Source organism: Cloacibacillus sp. An23, from assembly GCF_002159945.1.
Classification (GTDB): Bacteria; Synergistota; Synergistia; order Synergistales; family Synergistaceae; genus Caccocola.
This window is the reverse complement of record NZ_NFJQ01000002.1, coordinates 232,805-252,576: the sequence shown is the minus strand read 5'-3', so window position 1 is coordinate 252,576 and position 19,772 is coordinate 232,805. Positions and strand designations below refer to the sequence as shown.

Sequence of the window (19,772 nt, the reverse complement as noted above, 5' to 3'; positions counted from 1 at the left end):
AAAAATATTTTTCATGAAAATTTTTCAAAGTAACACAATCTTATTGTGTTACATATACAAAATAGCCATAAATCTAGTTATAGCCTAGGCCTATGGCCTTTTTCTTATTTCCTATAAAAAATTCGCCCTTCTATTATGTAACATAATATGCTATAATATCATTGTTTGTTAAATACATGGAGGTTGCTGAATGGAATTAGTTGAGCCTATCAGGGACATGAAAAAACTCGAAAAAATGAAGAAGTATCTCAAAGGCAAAAATCTTCGTGACTATTGTTTGTTCGTGTTGGGCATCAACTCCGGCCTTAGAGTGTCAGATTTGCTCAACCTCAAAATTGATGACGTTGCTGATAAAGGCAAATTAAAAGATAGGATTCATCTTATTGAACAGAAGACGGGGAAGACTAAGGACTTCCCTATCAGTGATACGGCTGCTAAAGCTATCAAAGAATATCTTGGCGAATTGAATGATGATACCGGTTCTGATTACCTTTTCCAGTCCCGTAAGGGGAAAAAGGCCATTTCTCGTATTCAGGCATGGAGAATATTAAATGAAGCTGCGGCTCATGCAGGACTTGAAAAGGATTCTATCGGAACTCACACTATGAGAAAGACTTTCGGTTACCATGCCTATAAAAAAGGCATGGATATTACTATTATTCAAAAGCTGCTGAATCATTCCAGCCCGTCTATAACGTTGTCTTATATCGGAATTACCAGAGATGATTTAGATAACGTCTATCTCAACTTGAACTTATAAAACTTATAAATTTAAAAAATTAGCCTCTTTGTCTATTTTTTAATTTCAGATATTCCGTTGCAAAATGCAGGTCACGTGCATACGTGAAGATTTTAAATTTCTCGTCTGGGGACATTGTTTTCATCATTTCGATGACTGACTTCATAGTGTCCTCCAGATTGTCTATTGAGTTTTCGTCTTTATCTCTAATATATACTTTAGGCTGGTCGTCTCCAAGAATCATCTCGTTAGGAGTACATTCTAATAGTTCCATCATCTTAAACAATTTCTTGGAAGAGGGCATTTGTCTGCCTGTCTCTATTTCAGACAGATAGCCTATAGAAATATCAAGCTGCTCGGCAAATACAGCCTGTGTCAGTCCTTTTCCGGCTCGAAGCCGCTTGATATTCTCCCCTATCTTCCTGTAGTCAAAACCACTCATAGATACAATCACCTCATATATATGATGGTATCGGCTGAGTGGTTATACTAAAACAACATATAGATGATAAAAAATAAAAGTTTTATAGAGAATCATTGATATCCAAGAAATAGATGTATATAATACAATTAATTATTGGGGAATGCTATCTACAAATTTAATCTAAGGAGAAATAGCTAATGGAAGAACATACCTTGATACCAACTGTAAAACCATCACAAGAATTTATTGAAATAGCTCTTGATTTTGCAAACCCCTTGGATTTGGTGCGTGAGGCAATTAGTAATGCCTTTGACGCTGGAGCAGACCGCATCAAACTTGGTTTTGATGTTATAAGAGAACATGGCGATGATGTGTTTAAGATTATTATAGAAGATAACGGCTCTGGTATGGATTTTGATGATTTACAATCATTTTTTGATTTAGGTAATTCGACACGAAAACATGAGAAGGATAAAAATCCACATAGTTGCGCCTTTATAGGAGAAAAGGGGCATGGGACAAAAATATATTTTAATAGTGACAATATAGAAATAGAAACATTAAAACAAACATCTGATACAAATAAAATATATAGGGCAACCTTGTCCAACCCACGTAGAGAATTATATGATGGTAATATCCCGAAAGTTACAGTTACAGAAGAAATAACAGCCAGTAGTGAACACTATACAAAAATTATCATCAAAGGGTACAATGGAAATAAAGCTGATAAATTTACACATGATAGACTTCGGGATTACATATTATGGTTCACTAAAATGGGGTCTATTGAAAAAGAACTGGGAATTTTAACAAATAAGGACGTTAAACTAGAGTTAAAAGGAATTGATTGGGATGCTAGAAAATCAGGATATGATGTTATTGAATTTGGACATGTCTTTCCGCCTGAAAGTACTAATAGCAAAAGTTTATTAAAAAGCTATACACTGGATGCAGCAAAACATTATTGTAAAAAAGTCATTGTTGTTAATGATTATCTGAATGGACAAGCTGGGCATATTGCAATACAAGCTGTTTTTTATATAGAAGGAAACAATGTTAAATACAAATACAACCCTATGATAAGGCGTAAAAAACTAAGGCCCAAACCAGGTGCATATACAGTGCAGGAGAGATATGGTCTTTGGATTTGCAAAGATTACATCCCTGTACAAAGAAAAAATGAATGGATAGTTGAAAAAGGCTCTGAGTTTACTAAATTTCATGCTTTTATAAATTGCCAGGCATTAAAATTAACTGCTAATAGAGGGTCTATTGAAAATACCGAATCGTATATTTTAGAAGCACTGCGCGAAAAAGCGTGGGAAATATACGATAAGGTATATCACGAAACTGCCTTACCTGACCTAGATATGCTTGACACAGAAATAAACGCCATATATACAACAGAAAAAGAAATTCGTGATTTTGACAGAAGGACAAAATATATCGATAAGTCAAAGATAGCAGATTATAAAGGAATAAGGCTTGTCGAGCCAAGGCAAGAGATTGGTGTCTACACATTGTTTATGCAGTTATCTCAAATAGAGCCAAACTTATTCCCTTTTACCATTCTTGATTACGATACAAAATCTGGTATTGATGCTATCGTAGTAGACAATGCAGATTTAAATAAGCCATTAAAAGAATGTTATAAATCATATGTCGAATTTAAAAACCTCCTTGATAAAAGGTTTAATCATTCTTTTGAGAAATTGAATAGTATTATTTGTTGGGATTTAGCAAAGAAAAAGAGTGACGATACCCTACATGATGGAGATGAAGTGCTAGATATTACTCAGGATAACGCTAAAAAACGCATCCTTCGTGTTGTTAAGCCATCTGAAGATAATAGGCTAGACCATACACGTTATTTTTTGGATAATGAAACATTACCACGAAAAATTGAAGTATTTGTTTTGAAAACATACTTAAAAGAAAAACTTGGAATAGAGTTTAGACCACGCACAATGAAAGAGTGTTACTAAAGGTATAAATAATAGAAAAAACATTATATCAGGAGATAGAACGGATGAACAAAAAATCACTATTGTTAATTATATCGACACTAGCATTAGTTGTAATATGCGTATATGTATCAACAGCCAACGCATTTCCAGCTCCACAAGGCATACCTGTGCCACAGAATTTAGTCAATGAATTGCCATCAGTTTTGATGAATAACCTGAACAATTCACAAAAGTTGCCAAGTTTTGAAGAATTAAAAAATATTTATATAGAAAGCGACTATGGGAAACGTTTGACAGGTAAGGATATGTTAATGATAGAAGCATATGTACAGCAAAATTCCAAAGACCCAAACGCATGGATACTATACGGGAAAGCAAAATGGGCTGTTGTATCCAGGCCAGATACACCTATGCAATGTTTTTTAAAGGCAAGTCAACTTGGTTCTGAAGAAGGCACAGTGCTTTATTATTACTGTAAAATGCATGGCCCGTATGGAGGAAGCGTCAACGATTTTAATGTACTATATGAGATGGCTCAAAAAGGAAATCTCCTTGCAGCATTTATCGTAGCTGAGACATTAACTCATGGAAGAGATTATTGTCCATTTGTATTCGATTTACCTGATGAACAAAGGCTTGGTGCGGCTGCAACATTCTACGAAATGGTAATCAATGCAAATTTTATTGATTGGGGTAAAAATTGTTCTGATATTGCTAAGTTGCGTCTGCAAGAAATGGGGCGCTCTTTTGCAGAAACACCTCAGCAAAATACTCAAAATAATAGCGCCGCTACGAATATGTCTTCTAATCCATCATCAACAGGCGGAAAAGCTGCATCTGGGGATACTCTTCGAGGTTTTGACGTAAAATATCTTACAGATGAGCAAAAAAAAGATGCAGATGAAGCCTTCTATTCCCTCGAAGATGACGCTATAAAACTAGATGGTATAGTAGCCTCTGACGGGAAAGCGCCGTGGAGGCTATCAGAAAACGTATTAAAAACAAGTCCAGCGCTGTATAAACATTACAAAGACCGCCACGGGAAATTACAATATGTAGTTGACACTTTACGTAAATGTCTTGACGACATCCGTGCAGGGGAGGCAAAAGACACCGCATACTATACAAATATCTACAATAAACTTACCAAAGAAAAAGTGTTTGATTGGGTTGAAGATGCTAATAAAAGAAAAACTGCGTATGTCAAAGTGAAGGACTGCTGTGAATATTATGCCAGGGTTGCTGCTGCTTATCATTCTTTTGCAAGTATTCCCAATAGCCGTTTAAAAGAAATAATAAGTGAGCAAAGAGTATATGACGGTGGCAGAACTATAGGCGAAGCCATAGATTTCGCTCTGGAGAAACCCAATTGGCAGTTTAGAGAAATTTTAGTAGAATGCAACCCAAAAAGCCAAGGTACAATCATAATGTCAAAAACTATTGCAGTGGATGGATACTATGAATCCGCCCTTAATACAATGGTGCATGGAATGTTGTTTTTTCGTGTTCTTCAGACAAATGGAGAGCAAAGTATAAAAGTTGAATACGCTCTAGGTAAAGAGGATGAATGGTTTGATTATGCCTTGAGATAGACAGATATACTATTTATTTTGTTAGAGGCCGGGTTGTTATAACAAATTAATGGCTCGGCCCTATTTATTGTGTTGTAAAGGAGATAATATGTATAATAAATGAAATGACAGCATAAATAAAGGACTAGAATATTATGCTCAACATGTTACACTTATCGTAATATAACGGCGTAAATATCTCATTTGAGAAATAAATTTTTGCCTTCTTGGAAATAAAATGCTATTATAATAATAAGGATTATAAAGCATTTTTGAAGGAGGAAATATACATGGCAAAAACTCAAACAACAACAAAAAGGCCGCGGCGCACGGATGAAGAAATTGAGCAGACGCTTTTAGAGAAATTACAAAAAGTACAGGAGCGTATAGCCAAAAAACATTCAAAAGTCTATACAGATATTGGATATTTGCTCTGCCGGATGGCAAGTTATGATGTTTCAAAATTAACAGACGAACAGAAAACTGATATTGAACAGAAAAACGATGCAGGAAAAGCTCTTGTCAGGCAGATTGCCGAAAATATAAAATAGAGAAATTATTAATAAACAAAGAGGCCGAATATAAAAAATTCCGCCTCTTTGTTTATTTTTCAAGCACTGACGCATAAAATAAATCATTACCTCAATACATCTCTAATCAGCAATTTCTTTGTCGGCAGATTTTATTTATCTCAAAAAAATTATTTACTATATCCTATATTCTTTTCGCTCTTCAAAACTAACGATTATATCAAGAGGATTATGTAATAATGTGTTTGCTATCTCTTCTTTGATGTTCTCATGAATATAACCGCCTTTGAAATACAGCCGTTTATCGCCGCTTTGTATATAGAGGCCATTCATATAGGTGCTTTTTAATAGGTTTTCATTACATAACTCTTGAAGTTCAAAATATTGCCTGTTAAACCTTGTATTGACATACCTAGGAGCAGATATTTCTTTAAACACTGATTCTGTATTTTGCATTTTGCATTTGGATGAATTTGTTATGGGCGTATCTCTCAAATATCAGTTTGATGTTAATTTTGTTTTTAGTCTTTTCAAGATAGATGTTTGAATAATTATATTCTATGCCGTTTTTCATAAAATATACATTTATGTTTAAGAATATTACTATATCTACCATATTCTCAAAACTATACTCATCATCATTATCTATAAAAACCTTATGTGGCGGTAAATATGTTTTTCCAATCAAATCATCAACTTTTATTGAGTAATAATCATTGTTCCTGTTATAGTAGGCGTTTACACCTTTTGCCAATAATTCATCTTCATCGCCTGAAAAATATATGTATAGGTCTATTTTCGGAAGCGGACTCAACAAATCAGTCCTTTCAAAAGCTATTATTGGCAAGTTTGAGTTGTCCTATTGCCAGTTGCCCTTATATTTCCCCTGTTTAAATTGTTCTAGCCCACGCTTAATGACGATGGCGTCCTCTATTCCCAAATACTTATCGGCTGGGCTGTTTGTAATTTCTTTCACCGACCATTCAATTTCAGCCCTAGAGGCGACAAAGCCGCTGCGAAGCATCACTCTTTCATATCCCCGTAATTTTCTTCTTACTTTTTTAAGATGTCTTTGTTCTATGTCCGTCAAGTGTTTATGTTTCATAATCCGCTCTGTCGCTATCCTCTCTTTTTAATCAACGCATTGTCATCGTCGACATCAAAGATTACCGTAATGTCGCATTCTTTATCTTTATCCACATGAAAACGTGAGAAGTAACGCCTTTTTCCCCTTTTTACGACATACACCCCGCGCATAAAGGCGTCTTTCAAAAAATCCTTACTGGGTATTCTGTTTATGCAGAACTGGGAACAGTTACAATTACTGAGGAAGTCTCCCCCATTTTCTATAATCTCAAAATCTGTAGTTTCAACATTTGCTATGACGTTATCAAGCTCGTCAATCGTGATAAATTCGTCGCAGCCATCTTTTTCAAAAACGGCCTCTATAGTTATCCCCTTGCGGCCTTTCATCACATGGAGATTGCTGAAAAAGTATTTCTCACCTTGCCTGTCGAAGAAGGCTCTTTCCATGAATACGCTGCTTACCCGCATTTTTCCCCTAAGCTCATCAACGTCGATAAAGTAACAATCCGCCTCTGGGCAATAATCACACTTCGCACCTTTCACTACAGGAGCTTTATCGTAGCTGACATAAACATTCACTTTCGGTCTCGGCATATATATCATTCTCCTTTTTACTTGTATCAGGCTTTGACAGTTGTAGGCACGACCGTTTTATTATCATAAAAGATATAGAATAGCTATATTTACCTACCAAGCGGCGTTGTGCTTTTTTTTTGAGCGTTATATATAAAATACAGATTACTCGCTATTCAGTTCGATAATAGGTGTTTCCCTGCGTTAGATAAGCGACCAATAAATTTCTTGGCTTGGCTATTATACACGTTCCTTTAACTAATATCAATACAAAATACATGTATTTCTTGAAAAACCATTGACATTTGTTGTTTATGTCTATATAATATGTCCTTGTCGTTAATCGGCGCATTCTTTTCAACTTATCAAGGTTAAATGGTTGTCTGTTTTGTAAGTGTACGGCTTCTGCCGTCGGCTTAAAAGAGAAAAATCGGCAGTGTATGGCATGAATCTATGTTATGTGTAACTGCCGCCGCGTAAAAAATAGTTTTCTTGCCCCATGTACTTTTTATGCTTTACCGAAAACATAAAATAAAAATTTTCAACAAGAAAGAGTGATATAGAAATGCAAAGAATGAAAGCTGCTATGTACTCTGATTTTATGACAGCAAAAATACTTTTTGACGGCATCAACTGCGACTATTCTCCGGCAGGGGACTATTTCTGTGTTGACGAGAAAGAGATTGCGGCTCAAATTGTGTCAAAAGAGCGTCATTTAAGATTTTGCTCTGAACGCTTAAACTATACTTTTATGTTAAAAAATGGACATAAATACTTATTCAGCAACATATTGATAGAGAAAAAATATAAAAACATGCTGAACTTCAAAGTATATTATGAAAGTGAATGGCAGGGTAGGTTTTATAAACCTGAGAACTTTTACAATGCCATCAGAGGCATAGACATTAACGATAAGAGGTTCTTCTATAAATCAAGAAACTGCATATTCGTAACAATACCTACAAATCAGTTAGAAGGGCGTATGATACTCAAGGACACATTCGTCAGCGGCTTGTACATCCCCAGAGACGGCGAGAAATTATACTTTAGAGATGCAGAGATTGAAAAAGAAGGCGATTCAGCCTACCTGACTATTGGCTTTTCTTCGTTGGAAGAGGCCAGTTTTGTTCTGCATAGAGACCTTGTGGCAGAGGAGTAAGATGAACATGCTGGATAAAGACAAAATCGTAAAAGAGCGTATCATCAACAACGAATACCCCAAGAAAGAGATACACGAAATAGACCATTCCAAGCTGCTGGTCATGCTGTACAGCCATATCCCCTTCGTCCTTGCGGATGTCAATCTCAGCAAAGAGTCTGAGCTTCTCGACTTCATAAAAGCCAACCGTATGCAGTACATAAAATTAAGCTGCGCTTGGAAGGATATGAGGATTAAAGGCTATAAGGCTATGAAGGCGAACAGAAACGTTTTATACCTCATGGCCTTTGCCGAATATGCCGTGTATGACGAAGATGGGCTTCAAAAAATTGTGCCGGTTATTGCTGAGATGATAAACAAAGAGCTGATAAGAAGCTCCCATATGATTCTCTATCGTCTGGAAGCTAAAGATAAGTCGGATATGTCCATACGATACGACATATACGACACAGAGGCCGATATGATGCCTATAAACGATAAGCACCTGATATACTCGGCCTCCATATATAACTTGTATCTGCGCGATGCATTAAAACACCTTATAGACGAATACATATCGGTATCACACGATATGCAGACGTTGGAAAAGGATGAATTTGGTAAATATGACGAGATTCATCTCAACGTCGATGGGCATTATTATGCATACCTTAGAATATTGCCGTCCCTATTTCCCTTTGTCGGCGGAGTTTTCCCGCGCAATATGATCCCGCTCACGTTTTACAACATAAAGGTCAAGTGGTGACATACAGGAACCGGATACAACAAACACAAGATAGAAGGGGGGTTCCGTATGATAATCAATATCCACGGCTACAATGGTAAAGGAAACAATTCAAAATATGAATGGCTGAAAGAACACTTTCCGGCAGAAACTATTATTTCCCCTACTTTGAATCATGGCGGCGGCATTACTCCGTCCCTGTCAAAGCTGAAATATGAGATGTTCATGCACGGATATGATATGAAAGACGGCACGAAGAAAATCCTCATTGCGACAAGTATGGGCTGTTTTGCCGGATATATTCTTCATACGAATTATGGTTTTGATAAAGCTATTTTTCTAAATCCCTGTTTTTTGCCGTTTCTGCACCTAAGCGGCGACGATAGAAAAGAATTTGTGTTAAAAGATTATGTCAAGCAATTTGAAAAATATTTTTATGATTGGGATGATGGAGAAGATAAATTTATAAATAGAACAGTTCATATCGTATATGGCAGTAAAGATGAAAGAATCAATCACAAGATTGAGACCGTTCCACTTATGCCGTACAACTTCAAGAACTGGCACGAGGTCGATACGTTTCATGATATTCATATTACAGGCGAGGTAGAAAAGACGATTTTAGATATACTCAGCCAGTGACCTCAAAGAATTTACAAAAACAAAACATTTTGGAATGTATAGAAAAAAATAGAAGGGGTCGTGCATAATAATGCAGCTAAGCTGCGCCACACTTATTTATTGCAGGAACACAAAGAGATTTCTAATAGTCCATCCTACCAACAGCCCATTTTACGAAACAGACCATGAGACTAATATAAAAGTGCCAAGCAAAATATGGGGGCTTCCGAAAGGCATTCATGAAGACGGCGAAGACTATCTCGCCGCGGCCTTGAGGGAATTGAAAGAAGAAACCGACATCGACGCCGATGCGGATAAAATGATTGAGGTAGGCAGATTCCAATATAAAGCAGACAAAGACCTGTATGTCTATCTCTACATCGTAGACGACGAACTTCCCGTGACATGCGTATCAACGTTTCTTGATAAAGACGGCATGAGGAAGCCGGAGAACGACGGCTACAAATACGTCACGGCTGCTGAGATGGGCATGTATATGAATACGAAGATGTACAGGTCTATAGGCAGAATAATAGCTGAATATCAGGACAGAGGCGTAATCCGATAGATAACGAGAGACTATATAGGCTTTGAACATTAGACACATTCAGAAAGGGGCTATGTACATTGGACAATACCAAGAAAATCATGACAGTCAAAGAACTAAAAGCCCGTATTCCAGAAGTGATAAATGCAATCCCAAAAGATGAATTACAGGCTAAAGGGCTTATGCCCTATGTAGTGTTCAGCTATATGGGGACAGACGGCAAAGAGCATAACGTAAAGCCCAGAAGGTGCGGAGGCGGTTATCTCTATGACGGTGCGTATCATCAGACAAAAGACAGGGTATTCAGGATTGAATACTGTATAAACGACTTGATGGATGCAAAAATAGTATTAGAGGGATTCCAGTACGAATATTTGCTTATTCATTCTCTTTTGACGAGTATCAGCAGAAGCATGATATTTTCGTCGGATATACTAAACGCCCCAGTTTGTTTCAGCTATAGGACATATGCACATGACGATACTGTACTCATCGGAATACATGATTGTGTCGCAGAAGACGACGAAGAAGGACATATAGTGCTAAAGCTCAAAGCATCTCCAGATAAACGTTATGACTTCGATTGGGAGAATTTAAGCGACGGCTCCGGATTTGACTTCGCCTTCGCCAGTGAATACTGCGAATATCTCGAATGGTTGGAAGAAAAGAAGTCCGCCGAAAAAGATACAATGCTTGAGTAGCAGAAAATCAAAAATAAGGCATGTCTTTTTCCAGAGAGGCATCATTTATCCTCTTGATAAAATAAGTGCCTAGAAACGCCTAATTTTGTGCGAAAACAGGCTAAAAAGCAACAGAAATCATCGTTAATTTATGTGTTTTTGACAAGCAACTGAAGAAAGGAAGAAAGCTATGTCCCTAACAAACACCCTCCTATTGCAGTCTATAGAAGGGAAAGAAAGATATTACTCAAACAAGATATTTGTTAAACAGAACGCCCAAGATTTGGAACGGCTGCTTGATACAAAATATGCAGGTGAGATAACCTATAAGCTCAATACAAGCATCCGCAGCCGTTCAAACAACACGGCCTATTATGATGTCGAGTTTGTGAATTTGGCGGAGAACGACATGTATAAGAATGTAGTTGTAAGAATAGGGGACTACCCGCAAGAATTTGACGAATTTATGCCACACTGTAGTACATCTAAAGCAATATTCAGCATAGCGCCTGACGAAACTACCATTGATGAACTAGAAGAGCAGTTCGACAAGATACTGGGCAATGAGGAAATAATATCTGTTACAGCCAGAAAAATACTAACAGGCGAAGAGGAAACAGAAGATGACTATATAATGTTATATCGATTTGATGCAGATATTAAGGCCAAGCCAGGATATGTAACAGGAAGCTCCGGTAAAGGTGTAAGTAGCGCCGTCAGAGATGCATTCAGCGAAGGCAATAAAGATAAATTTCCTACTCTCTCGATGAAAGAATACGGCGAATTAAGAGACTGCGTTCTCGGAATATTGCAAGAAGAGGCTGAAAAGATACGAAAGAAGTGTGAAGATGCAGATGAAATGGAAATAATAACAATACTATAATGTAAATCAGAATAGCGTAATACCGTTAGAATCTGAAAATTTATAACCAAGAAACTTCATATATCTATATAATAAAAAGTGGAATAGCAATTTATTCCGCTTTTTATTATGTGTGTTCTTTGTTTTACTAAATTTTTAAAATTTAAACAATAGTTATATAACGTTAATTCAATAATATTATTATATGATATTTTTAATGTTTAGCGGCAAATTGAAACAGATATTAGACAAAATACTCTTAAAAACAAAAGGAGGATACTGTTTAACGAAATTTGCATGAGATGTGAAGCATATTCTGGTTATTCCCATATATTGATTTATTAAAGTTATATAGTCTTTATTTTGCATTCTATTTGTCTCAGAAATAGAAGATAATGCTGCATTCATAAACGTCTTTCTAAAGCTAGAAAAGCATAAACCTGGCCTTTTAATTCTTATTGTGACTAAAAATCTTTCATTAAACCAACGATTAAATGTTTTATATTCATTATTAAAATCAACATTATCATTTAATAAACTATATTTTTCAAATAAAAAACCATTAGTATCAAATATAGACATTATATCTTTTACATAATACAAAAAGCCAAATTTTATAACAAAACGATGCAATGGAATAACTCTACATGATTTATTTTTATTGGTAAGTTTTAGACACAAAACATTATCAACGATAACAACATCATTAAAACGCAAATTATACAGTTCATGCAATGTTGCCCCTGTGTATAAAGCCAATAGAGACAGCCACAACGCATATCTTTTATCATATATTTTATTCCTATAGTTTTGATTAGCAAAAATCGCATCAAGGTCAGAAGAAGTAAATATAGAGTTTCTATCCTTATTATCTAATGCTTTATACATTAAATAACCAAGTAGTCTCCTTTCTAAAAAAGATAGGGGGATATATCGATAACAATAACTTTTATAATGAACACAAATAACGATATATCCCTCGTATTTTTTATTTAATTACCTATAATATAAAAAATTAAGCAACTGCTTTTTTACTATATCCTATCTCATCAAGAAAATTACTCCAATCTTGTAATAACGCCCTTCGACATTCCAAATGTTCCGATTCGTCATATATTCGAGCAACACCTGTTCCAACTACGTGGTCTAACTGTTTCTCTATAATTTCACGCCCATATTTTGAATCCCACATTTCATGAGCAAACGTTGAGAATGTCGTTCTAAAGCCATGAGTAGTATGCTCTTTATGTGTATCGTATCCCATCAACTGTAAAGCCGCATTTGTCGTTACATTGCTTATTGGTGTCTTAAAATCTCCACGTTTATGAAAAATATAATCATCAATTTTCAGAGAATTGCCCCTAATGACTTTCAGTTCGTTAAGCATATCTTCAACTTGACAGCTCATAGGAACTTTCAAACTATGTTTGTTTTTTGTATTTTGTACTGTAATTATCTTATTTTCCCAATCTATATCCCTCCACTTGATATGACGCATCTCACTACTCCTCGTTGCACAATGCAAAAGAAAAATCAACGCCCCTCTAACAATAGGATTACCACTATAGCCATAGATATTTTTTATGAGATTAGGCAACTTTTCTTTATCTGTGATACCAGGGTGCTTCTTTTCTGTATATGTACGATGTGAAAGCAGTGTTCCTTTGGGCACTGGATTAATAATAGTCTTTCCCTCTCTATCTATACCATACCCCTCATTGATAGCAAACGTAAAAACCATATTGTATATTCCCTTGACCTTTTCGGCACTAGGGGCACTTAGCTTGTTTAAATCTGTTGAAATATCTAAAGTGGTTATGTCACATATTAGCTTTTTATTGTTTTTACTGGTCTTTATGTGGCAGTTATATCGGGACATGATTTTTTCTTCTGTAGTTGGTGCTACAGTTTTGCGCCAATATTCATACCATATATCAAAAACATCTTCAAATGACTTTATACGTTCTAAAATTACCTCTTTTTTTTTCCTTTCCAATTCCGCATTAGGGTCACTACTCCTAGCCAATTCTCCCCTTATTTGCCTTGCTTCTTTTAAGGACACATTAGGATAATCACCAATCTTCCCTTTATACCAAACTTGTTGTCCTGTAACAGGGCTTGTATAACGATACATCCACTTATAGTGGTACGAAACCCTTCCACCTACTTTAATAGGGGAAACATAAATATACAGTCCATTACCGTCACTTTTATATTTCGGTTTGTTCACTGGTTTTATCGCTTTTATTTCCTTGTCTGTCAAATTCATTATTTCATGCTCCTTTATGTATTTCAGAATTTTTCAAACTTGTAAGTATTATATCTACACATTTTATATTTGTCAACTATTTTTTATAAAATATTAAAAAATAAACTTATATTAAGCTATAGCGATTTATCTCATCTTGTCTTTTTGAAATTCCGCATTCATAAACCGTCTAAATTCAGCATAAAAGTCAGTATGGCACATAATTTAAGGGTGTCTGATTTTCTTTCTACTATTTCATGGAAAAACTCACTCATACCAACATTTCCCAGGAATTTAGTAACACATTAAAAACTACTTTTCTACTGCGATTTTCTTACTACTGTTTGACTAAAAGCATGACATCTTAGTTAACGCTAGTTGTTCTATATTTACATAAAGTAATCTTTTTAAAAATCCAACTAACACTCTACGAAGCCGCTCTATTACTAACTTTTTCAGAATTTATGATAGACACTGATTTTGTTTAATAAGTTGGAAATGTTGCCTGAATGTAGAAAATTGGTGCGGGAAAGGCACACCATAAAAATTTGCATAATAGCTGATTGTACCTAGTCTTATATGTTCATTATTTTTCTTTGTGCCGCTCTTGTGCCGTGTTTAAATTCGGGAAAACATTTTTTAAGGCGGCGGGGTAATTTCTAACGCCGCCTTATCCTATCCTTCGTTCTATGTATCTGGCCAACGAATCTCTAGTTATCCTATGCTGTATTTTTACAAGCCGCCCCTCTTTGGCAGCGAGCATTATTGCCCCTCGTGTTACTCCGGCAAGCTCCGCGGCTTCGTTTATTGAGACGGTCGTCTCTTTCAGCCTGACGGCGGCATCAGCCCATTCCAGTGGGATGGCGTAAGAGTTACCTATCAATATAGCGCCAGGGATTTTCCCGTTCCGACACATCTTCGAGATGTGCCCCTGAGACAGCCCAGTCATTCGTACAGCTTCCGCCGTGGATATATATTTTTTTTCTACAGCCACTCTCTTGGCTCTCCTTTCATATAAGCGTACTTCCCGCGATACGTCTCCGCCTCAAAGCCAAGCCCGGCGAAACGCTCCTGTAGGTACGGAGGCACGACGGCCCATATCTCTGTGACGCCGTGGTCTTTGAACCAGTTCATCTGGAGGTTGAGAATCGTCCGGTAGACATCCTTCTTGCGGTACTTTTCCGTGACCCATGCGTCATAGAGATGGCCGACGCCGTGCCTGTCCACGCCGAAAGAGCCGAAGCCTATCACCTCGTCTGTGAGCAGCGCGACCACCCACATGCGCCCCGCCGCGTTGGATATGCGATAGCCTATCTCCCGCCTGTATTTGAGCAGCGCGAAGAACTTCCCCATCACCCCGTAGAACTCGCGCTCGTCCTCGTCGGCGCACATGAGCCTATAGGTTATCGTCTTCTTCGGCATTGTCGGCCTCCCATGAGCGAGAGAACTCTTTGTCTTTGAAAAGCGCCGCAAGACCGGAGATCTGTTTCAGCCGGAGCAGCTCTTCGGCGTCCATGCCGATGTTTTTCATTATCCACGCGTCGGACATCCCCGCCTCGACGAGCTCCGCGACGATGTTTTTCATCAGCTCCACGTCGTGCGTGCCGCGCGCGCGGTTGTGCCGTATTGTGCTCGCCATGCGGTTTGATATGTCCTTGTCAATGACAGTCACTGGTATCATTCCGTGCTCGCGCTCGTAAATGTCCTTGTGCTTAAGCATCGTCATCCAGCGGTGAAACCCGTCTACTATCTCGTAGACGTCCTCCTCGGGGATGTAGTAGCAGACGATGGGCATAGTATAGCCGTCCTCGAGTATGGATTTATAAAGCAGCTTCATCTCAGGCGGCGCGACGGAGTTCGGGTTATACTCGTTCGCGCGTATCCGTTCCACCGGGACGGGTCTCACATCATAAGCCGGGCTTCTGAACATTTATATCCTTCCTTCCGTTCCCTCTTATCTCTGTTATAAATTCTTGTATTTCTCCATCGCCTTGCGGCGCTTGACCGTCGCTTCCTTCGTCGGGCCGAAGCCGGCGTATTTACAGTAATAGTCGTTTTTCATTATGCAAATACACATACGCTTGTAGGACGGCACGACAGTGAACTCGGAGCAGTCTATGTCGTCCGGGTACTCCGAAAAGCGCAGTATCTCGCGACCCTCGTACTGCTTCGAGGGACCGACGTGCTCGACGCCCGGTATTGTCTGCATTATTTCCTTGACCGTCTCTTTCCTGACTCCGCCGCCCTTCTCCATCCAGTATTTCTTGCTGCGCCGGAGCACGTCGTCATAGTGTTCCGCTGTGGCCTTGTCCATCGTCGTGAGCAGGAACTCGTAATACGACTTCCACGTGTGGCCCGCCGGAAGTTTTATATCCTTCCAGCCCATAGCTATCGTGTCCCCGTATATCGCGGTGAAGTTGACGCCGTTGACGCGCCCGACCATCTTCGCCCAAGTAGACGGGTCAATGACCTTATACAGCCGGAGGCTCGCCGCGCCGCACTGGTGGAACGGAGATGCGACGCGCATCTGCTCGACCGGGACGCCCGCCATGTAGTAGAGGTCATAGAGCTTGTTATAGTCCCATCCGAATTTCGCGTTTGCTATCCATACATCCGCCGTCTCCCAGTCGTATATCGGGTAAGCGTTGACGGTGGAGCCGTCTACCTCGGTGAGCCAGCTCTTCCCCTTATAGCCGGTCGTTTTGTCTATCCTTGCCACCGCGCTGTAGCGGCTGAGGCTCTCCGTCGCGCGTATGCCGACGACGACCGCGGTGCGTCCGTTCTCCTTCGCGTACCACTTCGAGAAGTTTTCCTGAAAGACGTAATCGCTGTCTCCCGGGGTAAAAGGGGCCTTGCAGTTGTCCTCGTTGACGACGAACTCGTTGTCGGGCATCGGGCGCACCCAGATCTCTTTTTTCGCCTTCTCCCAGGGATACCAGTACGCCCCGGTCATGCTGCAGGCGCAGCTTGCGCCTACCGGCATACAGCACCAGTATTTTTCTATGCCGGGGAACGCCGCGAAGGTCTTTTCAACGAACTCGGTCGTGGCTCTGTACTGAGCCTCGTAGTCGATGTGGTACATGGCGAGCTTGCCCAGCAGGCCGCGCTCTTTCGCGTACTCGTAGCAGAGGTTGAGGCAGACGCCCGAGTCCTTGCCGCCGGAGAAGGCGACGAGCACGCGGTCGAACTCGCCGAAGATGTAGTCGAGCCTCTTCTGCGCCGCCTCGTATACGTTTATGTTCGTATAAGTTTTTCCCGTCTTCACAGCTTCCTCACCATCTCCTTCAGCTTTTTCACTTTATCAGCCTTGCCTGTGTCCTTGTCGTCTTTTATCCGCTTCACCTCGCGCCGGAAGGCGTCGAGAAGGCTGCCCTTTTTCGTAAGCGCTTCATCTATTTTCTCGTCTATCGTGTCTGAGGCGCAGAGGTCTATGTAAGTAACGTGCCGCCTTTGTCCGTGTCTGTGACAGCGGTCTTCGGCCTGCAGCCGCTCGGAGTACTTGAAGCCGTTTGCGAAGAATATCTGCCAGCGGCAGAACTGGAGGTTGAGCCCGTGGCCGCCGCAGCTTTGAGTCGCCACTAGAAAGCGAGCCCCGTCCTTCGCCTCGAAGCGGTCAAGCTCGGCGTCGCGCTGCTTCGCGTTGAGCCCGCCGTGATAGAGGCAGACCTTTTCCTTCCCGTATTCTTCGCAAAGGGCTTCTGAAATGTCTTCTATCGAGTTGAGATATTTCGCCCAGACGATGACCTTATCTTCCGGCAGTGAGCGGACGACGTCGAGAAGGGCCTCCGTCCTGCGGCTGTCGTACCGCCTGAGCTCGAAGCTGTCCCTGCCCGTTCTTACGCGCTCGAAGCCGCAGACTATGGTCTGGAGGCTCGTAAAGAGACGGAATATGAGCATGGAGCTTCTACGCCAGAAGGAATCCGGGTAGTCGTCGCTCATATAGCTTATGGTGTAGCGGCTTTCGAGTTCGTCCATGTCGTGCTCGAATTTTTCTTTTGCCGCCTCGTATGCCTCTTCCTGCTCGTCCGTGAGGCGTACCCAGCGCGTTTTGTAGAGCTTGTCGGGGATCTCCATGCACTCGTCTTTCGTACACTGGTAGACGTAGGGCTTTATCTTCTCGGCAAGATACGGGACGTTGTGCGCTCTGACTACGAGCCCAGGACGCTTCGGATGGTATTCGAGATGGTTGGCCTCGAAGGAGTAAAAGCTCTTGTAGCCGAGTATCTTCGGCGAGAGGAAGTACATCTGTGAGAAGAGGTCAACGATGCCCTGTGTGAGCGGCGTGCCGGTGAGTATCGTGCGGTATTTCGCCTTTTCCGCGAGCAGCGTGACGCGCCGCGTGCGGATGGCGTTGTGTCCCTTGATGTAGCTGCTCTCGTCCATGACTACGAATGTCTTGTCGGTGATTATCGCGTTCGCCGCCATCGTGACGCGCGAGGACGACGAAAAGCTCTCTATGCCGACTATATACCAGAGCTTGTCTTTCGGCAGAGCGGAGTCGGTCTTGTCGCCGAAGACGTATATATCCTCCGGCGTGCAGTCCGTGTGTTTCATTATCTCGCGCCGAACCGTCTCTTTAAGAGACACAGGGCATATCCAGAGCACATGGTCTATGCGCGGCGCGCGGAGCTTGGCGAGCTCTATGACCGTGCGCGTCTTACCCGTGCCCATGTCCATGAAAAGCCCGGAGACCTTTATACCTCTGACCTTATCGACCGCCGCCTGCTGGTGCGGTAAGAGCTGTGTCGTTGTGTTAATCTGCCTCATCGTCTACGAGACTCGCGTCGACCGCTTCTTCTTTCGCCTCGAGCTTCGGGATTCTGCCGGGGACCGGATGCGTTTCCGTTTCAGGCGTTTTTATGTCTTCGCAGACGAGGGCCTTACGGTCGGCCTCTTTGGAGACGGCGATAAGCTCCTGCGCGCCGGGCGAGAGGTCGAACTTGTTGCGCTCGGCGAAGTCTTCGACGAGCGCCCAGCTTTTGCCGGGGACGACGACGCCCCCTTTTTCACTGTTCCACTTCGCACCGGGGAGACGTTTAGCTCCGCGGTACCAGTCTTCGTCTTTGCCCCAGTAGACGATGAACTTATCCTCGCCTAACTTAAAAATCCTGCGCGGGTTATACGGCTTATATTCTCCGTTTATGACGCGCGCGACGAGCTCTTTTTTCGGCAGCTCGACCGCGTAGCCGCATTTGAGTATCTTCGCGGCTATCTCGCATACTCTGTCGTCGATGACGGGGTTGTCTTCATCGTAGTTTCCGCGCCACGCGCCGGAGGCCCACTTGTAGCCGAGGCGGCCCTTCACGAGCTCGACGACTTCTTCTATGCGCTCGGGCGTCGAGACGACGATCTGCCTGCCGCCCTCGAGCTTGCGGATGCTGATTTCCGCGTGTATCTGAGATTTGACCTCTTCGGGCTTGACGGTGCAGGATGCGCGCCTTTCGGCCTCGGTCTCTTCGAGAGCGTCTATCTCGTCTTTGGTGACGGGAGTGACGCCTATCTTTATCTCTTCGCCCCGCGCGGCCCTGTCCGCAAAGATGCCGAGCTCTTCGTCGGTCAGGCCGTCAAGGACAGTTCCGGGCGTGCCGCTTTTTATTAGCGCCGCGATGCCGCTCATTATATTGCCGACAAGCTCGACGGTGGATTCCGCCATCTCCCTGTGTTCTATCCACCAACTCGCTTTGTCGTGCGAGTAGCAGAAAGACGCCCATGCGTTTATGGCGCGCTGCGCTTTTGGCTTTTTCGAGTAGTAGCCGAGATTTTTCGTGATGCCGTCCGAGAAATTTCCTCGGATTTCCGTCGCCCATTTTATCTGCTTCTCCGTCCCCGTAAGCTCCGGGAGCCCGAGTTCTTCGGCGCGCTCCTTGAGTTGAGCCTGCTGTTTTTCACGCGCCTCTTTCAGAGATTTTTCGTAACACGCGGGGCACAGAGCGTGTTCTTCGTACCAGCGGATTTTGTCCTCTCTATCGGCTGATTTGCCGAAGAGGTTGACTACGCCCTCGTGACCGCAGGAAAAGGTGATAGTGTATTTAGCCATT

General features: G+C 41.2%; 23 protein-coding genes. 10 read left to right on the top strand and 13 right to left on the bottom strand.

All coding sequences use genetic code 11. From position 1 onward, the window contains the following. Positions 1 to 190: 190 nt before the first annotated feature. On the top strand, positions 191 to 760 hold the full coding sequence (locus B5F39_RS02965; RefSeq protein ID WP_087363662.1) for a site-specific integrase: 570 nt from the start codon (positions 191 to 193) through the stop codon (positions 758 to 760). Between the two features lie 19 nt (positions 761 to 779). Here B5F39_RS02965 and B5F39_RS02960 read toward each other — a convergent pair whose 3' ends face one another. Then, positions 780 to 1,181 carry a helix-turn-helix transcriptional regulator gene (locus tag B5F39_RS02960; protein WP_087363659.1) on the bottom strand — a complete coding sequence of 134 codons (402 nt, stop codon included), beginning with the start codon at positions 1,179 to 1,181 and terminating at the stop codon, positions 780 to 782. Between the two features lie 179 nt (positions 1,182 to 1,360). Here B5F39_RS02960 and B5F39_RS02955 point away from each other — a divergent pair, with 179 nt between their 5' ends. The 3 genes from B5F39_RS02955 to B5F39_RS02945 all read left to right on the top strand — a co-directional run bounded on the left by B5F39_RS02955 (position 1,361) and on the right by B5F39_RS02945 (position 5,255). Then, positions 1,361 to 3,151, top strand: a complete 1,791-nt coding sequence (locus B5F39_RS02955; RefSeq protein WP_087363656.1) for an ATP-binding protein — start codon at positions 1,361 to 1,363, stop codon at positions 3,149 to 3,151. Between the two features lie 44 nt (positions 3,152 to 3,195). Next, complete coding sequence (locus B5F39_RS02950) at positions 3,196 to 4,725, top strand: hypothetical protein (protein WP_143330637.1); 1,530 nt, start codon at positions 3,196 to 3,198, stop codon at positions 4,723 to 4,725. Positions 4,726 to 4,994: 269 nt separating this feature from the next. Next, entirely contained in the window at positions 4,995 to 5,255 is a 261-nt protein-coding gene (locus B5F39_RS02945; protein WP_087363653.1) for a hypothetical protein, read from the top strand. Between the two features lie 156 nt (positions 5,256 to 5,411). Here the strand turns inward: B5F39_RS02945 and B5F39_RS13980 are convergent, their stop codons facing one another. From B5F39_RS13980 to B5F39_RS02935, 4 genes are read right to left on the bottom strand one after another with little or no spacing between them, the layout of a single operon-like run. Further along, a complete protein-coding gene (locus tag B5F39_RS13980) occupies positions 5,412 to 5,672 on the bottom strand; it encodes a hypothetical protein (protein WP_143330635.1) in 261 nt (86 codons plus the stop codon). Then, positions 5,665 to 6,081 carry a hypothetical protein gene (locus B5F39_RS02940; RefSeq protein ID WP_087363651.1) on the bottom strand — a complete coding sequence of 139 codons (417 nt, stop codon included), beginning with the start codon at positions 6,079 to 6,081 and terminating at the stop codon, positions 5,665 to 5,667. Before B5F39_RS02940 ends, B5F39_RS13980 begins: the two co-directional genes overlap by 8 nt. A 12-nt stretch (positions 6,082 to 6,093) precedes the next feature. After that, a complete protein-coding gene (locus B5F39_RS13975) occupies positions 6,094 to 6,324 on the bottom strand; it encodes a hypothetical protein (protein ID WP_158095911.1) in 231 nt (76 codons plus the stop codon). 29 nt (positions 6,325 to 6,353) lie between these two features. After that, complete coding sequence (locus tag B5F39_RS02935; protein WP_087363649.1) at positions 6,354 to 6,914, bottom strand: hypothetical protein; 561 nt, start codon at positions 6,912 to 6,914, stop codon at positions 6,354 to 6,356. Positions 6,915 to 7,458: 544 nt separating this feature from the next. On the opposite strand from B5F39_RS02935, the gene B5F39_RS02930 reads away from it, so the two are divergent. The 6 genes from B5F39_RS02930 (at position 7,459) to B5F39_RS02905 (ending at position 11,507) form a co-directional block, all read left to right on the top strand. Next, entirely contained in the window at positions 7,459 to 8,052 is a 594-nt protein-coding gene (locus B5F39_RS02930) for a hypothetical protein (RefSeq protein ID WP_087363647.1), read from the top strand. Positions 8,053 to 8,059: 7 nt separating this feature from the next. After that, positions 8,060 to 8,797 carry a hypothetical protein gene (locus B5F39_RS02925; RefSeq protein ID WP_143330633.1) on the top strand — a complete coding sequence of 246 codons (738 nt, stop codon included), beginning with the start codon at positions 8,060 to 8,062 and terminating at the stop codon, positions 8,795 to 8,797. A 48-nt stretch (positions 8,798 to 8,845) separates the two neighbouring features. After that, positions 8,846 to 9,418 carry a hypothetical protein gene (locus B5F39_RS02920; RefSeq protein WP_087363643.1) on the top strand — a complete coding sequence of 191 codons (573 nt, stop codon included), beginning with the start codon at positions 8,846 to 8,848 and terminating at the stop codon, positions 9,416 to 9,418. A gap of 181 nt (positions 9,419 to 9,599) precedes the next feature. Further along, positions 9,600 to 9,965, top strand: a complete 366-nt coding sequence (locus B5F39_RS02915) for an NUDIX hydrolase (protein ID WP_343217567.1) — start codon at positions 9,600 to 9,602, stop codon at positions 9,963 to 9,965. Positions 9,966 to 10,024: 59 nt separating this feature from the next. Continuing rightward, a complete protein-coding gene (locus B5F39_RS02910; protein ID WP_087363639.1) occupies positions 10,025 to 10,645 on the top strand; it encodes a hypothetical protein in 621 nt (206 codons plus the stop codon). 193 nt (positions 10,646 to 10,838) lie between these two features. Next, complete coding sequence (locus tag B5F39_RS02905) at positions 10,839 to 11,507, top strand: hypothetical protein (protein WP_143330632.1); 669 nt, start codon at positions 10,839 to 10,841, stop codon at positions 11,505 to 11,507. Between the two features lie 180 nt (positions 11,508 to 11,687). Here the strand turns inward: B5F39_RS02905 and B5F39_RS13970 are convergent, their stop codons facing one another. The 8 genes from B5F39_RS13970 to B5F39_RS02870 form a co-directional block, all read right to left on the bottom strand. Then, positions 11,688 to 12,374 (bottom strand): hypothetical protein, encoded by a 687-nt coding sequence (locus tag B5F39_RS13970; protein WP_143330631.1) that lies wholly within the window; start codon positions 12,372 to 12,374, stop codon positions 11,688 to 11,690. Between the two features lie 127 nt (positions 12,375 to 12,501). Further along, positions 12,502 to 13,755, bottom strand: coding sequence for a site-specific integrase (locus tag B5F39_RS02900; RefSeq protein WP_087363635.1), 1,254 nt, complete (start codon positions 13,753 to 13,755; stop codon positions 12,502 to 12,504). Positions 13,756 to 14,404: 649 nt separating this feature from the next. Continuing rightward, positions 14,405 to 14,728 carry a helix-turn-helix domain-containing protein gene (locus B5F39_RS02895; protein ID WP_143330630.1) on the bottom strand — a complete coding sequence of 108 codons (324 nt, stop codon included), beginning with the start codon at positions 14,726 to 14,728 and terminating at the stop codon, positions 14,405 to 14,407. After that, positions 14,719 to 15,156, bottom strand: a complete 438-nt coding sequence (locus tag B5F39_RS02890) for a GNAT family N-acetyltransferase (protein WP_087363803.1) — start codon at positions 15,154 to 15,156, stop codon at positions 14,719 to 14,721. Before B5F39_RS02890 ends, B5F39_RS02895 begins: the two co-directional genes overlap by 10 nt. Next, entirely contained in the window at positions 15,131 to 15,664 is a 534-nt protein-coding gene (locus tag B5F39_RS02885; protein WP_087363631.1) for a ParB/RepB/Spo0J family partition protein, read from the bottom strand. The genes B5F39_RS02890 and B5F39_RS02885 overlap by 26 nt, the downstream gene beginning before the upstream one ends. Positions 15,665 to 15,697: 33 nt before the next feature. Beyond that, positions 15,698 to 16,999, bottom strand: coding sequence for a DUF3440 domain-containing protein (locus B5F39_RS02880; protein WP_239391052.1), 1,302 nt, complete (start codon positions 16,997 to 16,999; stop codon positions 15,698 to 15,700). Continuing rightward, the gene (locus tag B5F39_RS02875; RefSeq protein ID WP_087363630.1) at positions 16,996 to 18,501 is read right to left on the bottom strand and encodes a DEAD/DEAH box helicase; all 1,506 of its coding nucleotides are present in this window, start codon (positions 18,499 to 18,501) and stop codon (positions 16,996 to 16,998) included. The genes B5F39_RS02880 and B5F39_RS02875 overlap by 4 nt, the downstream gene beginning before the upstream one ends. Then, positions 18,488 to 19,771, bottom strand: coding sequence for a hypothetical protein (locus tag B5F39_RS02870; protein ID WP_087363628.1), 1,284 nt, complete (start codon positions 19,769 to 19,771; stop codon positions 18,488 to 18,490). Before B5F39_RS02870 ends, B5F39_RS02875 begins: the two co-directional genes overlap by 14 nt. Position 19,772 lies beyond the last annotated feature (1 nt).

Coding starts and splice junctions, on each gene's coding strand:
- B5F39_RS02965 (WP_087363662.1), top strand. CDS start 191: ATGGAATTAGTTGAGCCTATCAGGGACATGAAAAAACTCGAAAAAATG.
- B5F39_RS02960 (WP_087363659.1), bottom strand. CDS start 1,181: ATGAGTGGTTTTGACTACAGGAAGATAGGGGAGAATATCAAGCGGCTT.
- B5F39_RS02955 (WP_087363656.1), top strand. CDS start 1,361: ATGGAAGAACATACCTTGATACCAACTGTAAAACCATCACAAGAATTT.
- B5F39_RS02950 (WP_143330637.1), top strand. CDS start 3,196: ATGAACAAAAAATCACTATTGTTAATTATATCGACACTAGCATTAGTT.
- B5F39_RS02945 (WP_087363653.1), top strand. CDS start 4,995: ATGGCAAAAACTCAAACAACAACAAAAAGGCCGCGGCGCACGGATGAA.
- B5F39_RS02935 (WP_087363649.1), bottom strand. CDS start 6,914: ATGCCGAGACCGAAAGTGAATGTTTATGTCAGCTACGATAAAGCTCCT.
- B5F39_RS02930 (WP_087363647.1), top strand. CDS start 7,459: ATGCAAAGAATGAAAGCTGCTATGTACTCTGATTTTATGACAGCAAAA.
- B5F39_RS02925 (WP_143330633.1), top strand. CDS start 8,060: ATGCTGGATAAAGACAAAATCGTAAAAGAGCGTATCATCAACAACGAA.
- B5F39_RS02920 (WP_087363643.1), top strand. CDS start 8,846: ATGATAATCAATATCCACGGCTACAATGGTAAAGGAAACAATTCAAAA.
- B5F39_RS13970 (WP_143330631.1), bottom strand. CDS start 12,374: ATGTATAAAGCATTAGATAATAAGGATAGAAACTCTATATTTACTTCT.
- B5F39_RS02900 (WP_087363635.1), bottom strand. CDS start 13,755: ATGAATTTGACAGACAAGGAAATAAAAGCGATAAAACCAGTGAACAAA.
- B5F39_RS02890 (WP_087363803.1), bottom strand. CDS start 15,156: ATGCCGAAGAAGACGATAACCTATAGGCTCATGTGCGCCGACGAGGAC.
- B5F39_RS02885 (WP_087363631.1), bottom strand. CDS start 15,664: ATGTTCAGAAGCCCGGCTTATGATGTGAGACCCGTCCCGGTGGAACGG.
- B5F39_RS02875 (WP_087363630.1), bottom strand. CDS start 18,501: ATGAGGCAGATTAACACAACGACACAGCTCTTACCGCACCAGCAGGCG.
- B5F39_RS02870 (WP_087363628.1), bottom strand. CDS start 19,771: ATGGCTAAATACACTATCACCTTTTCCTGCGGTCACGAGGGCGTAGTC.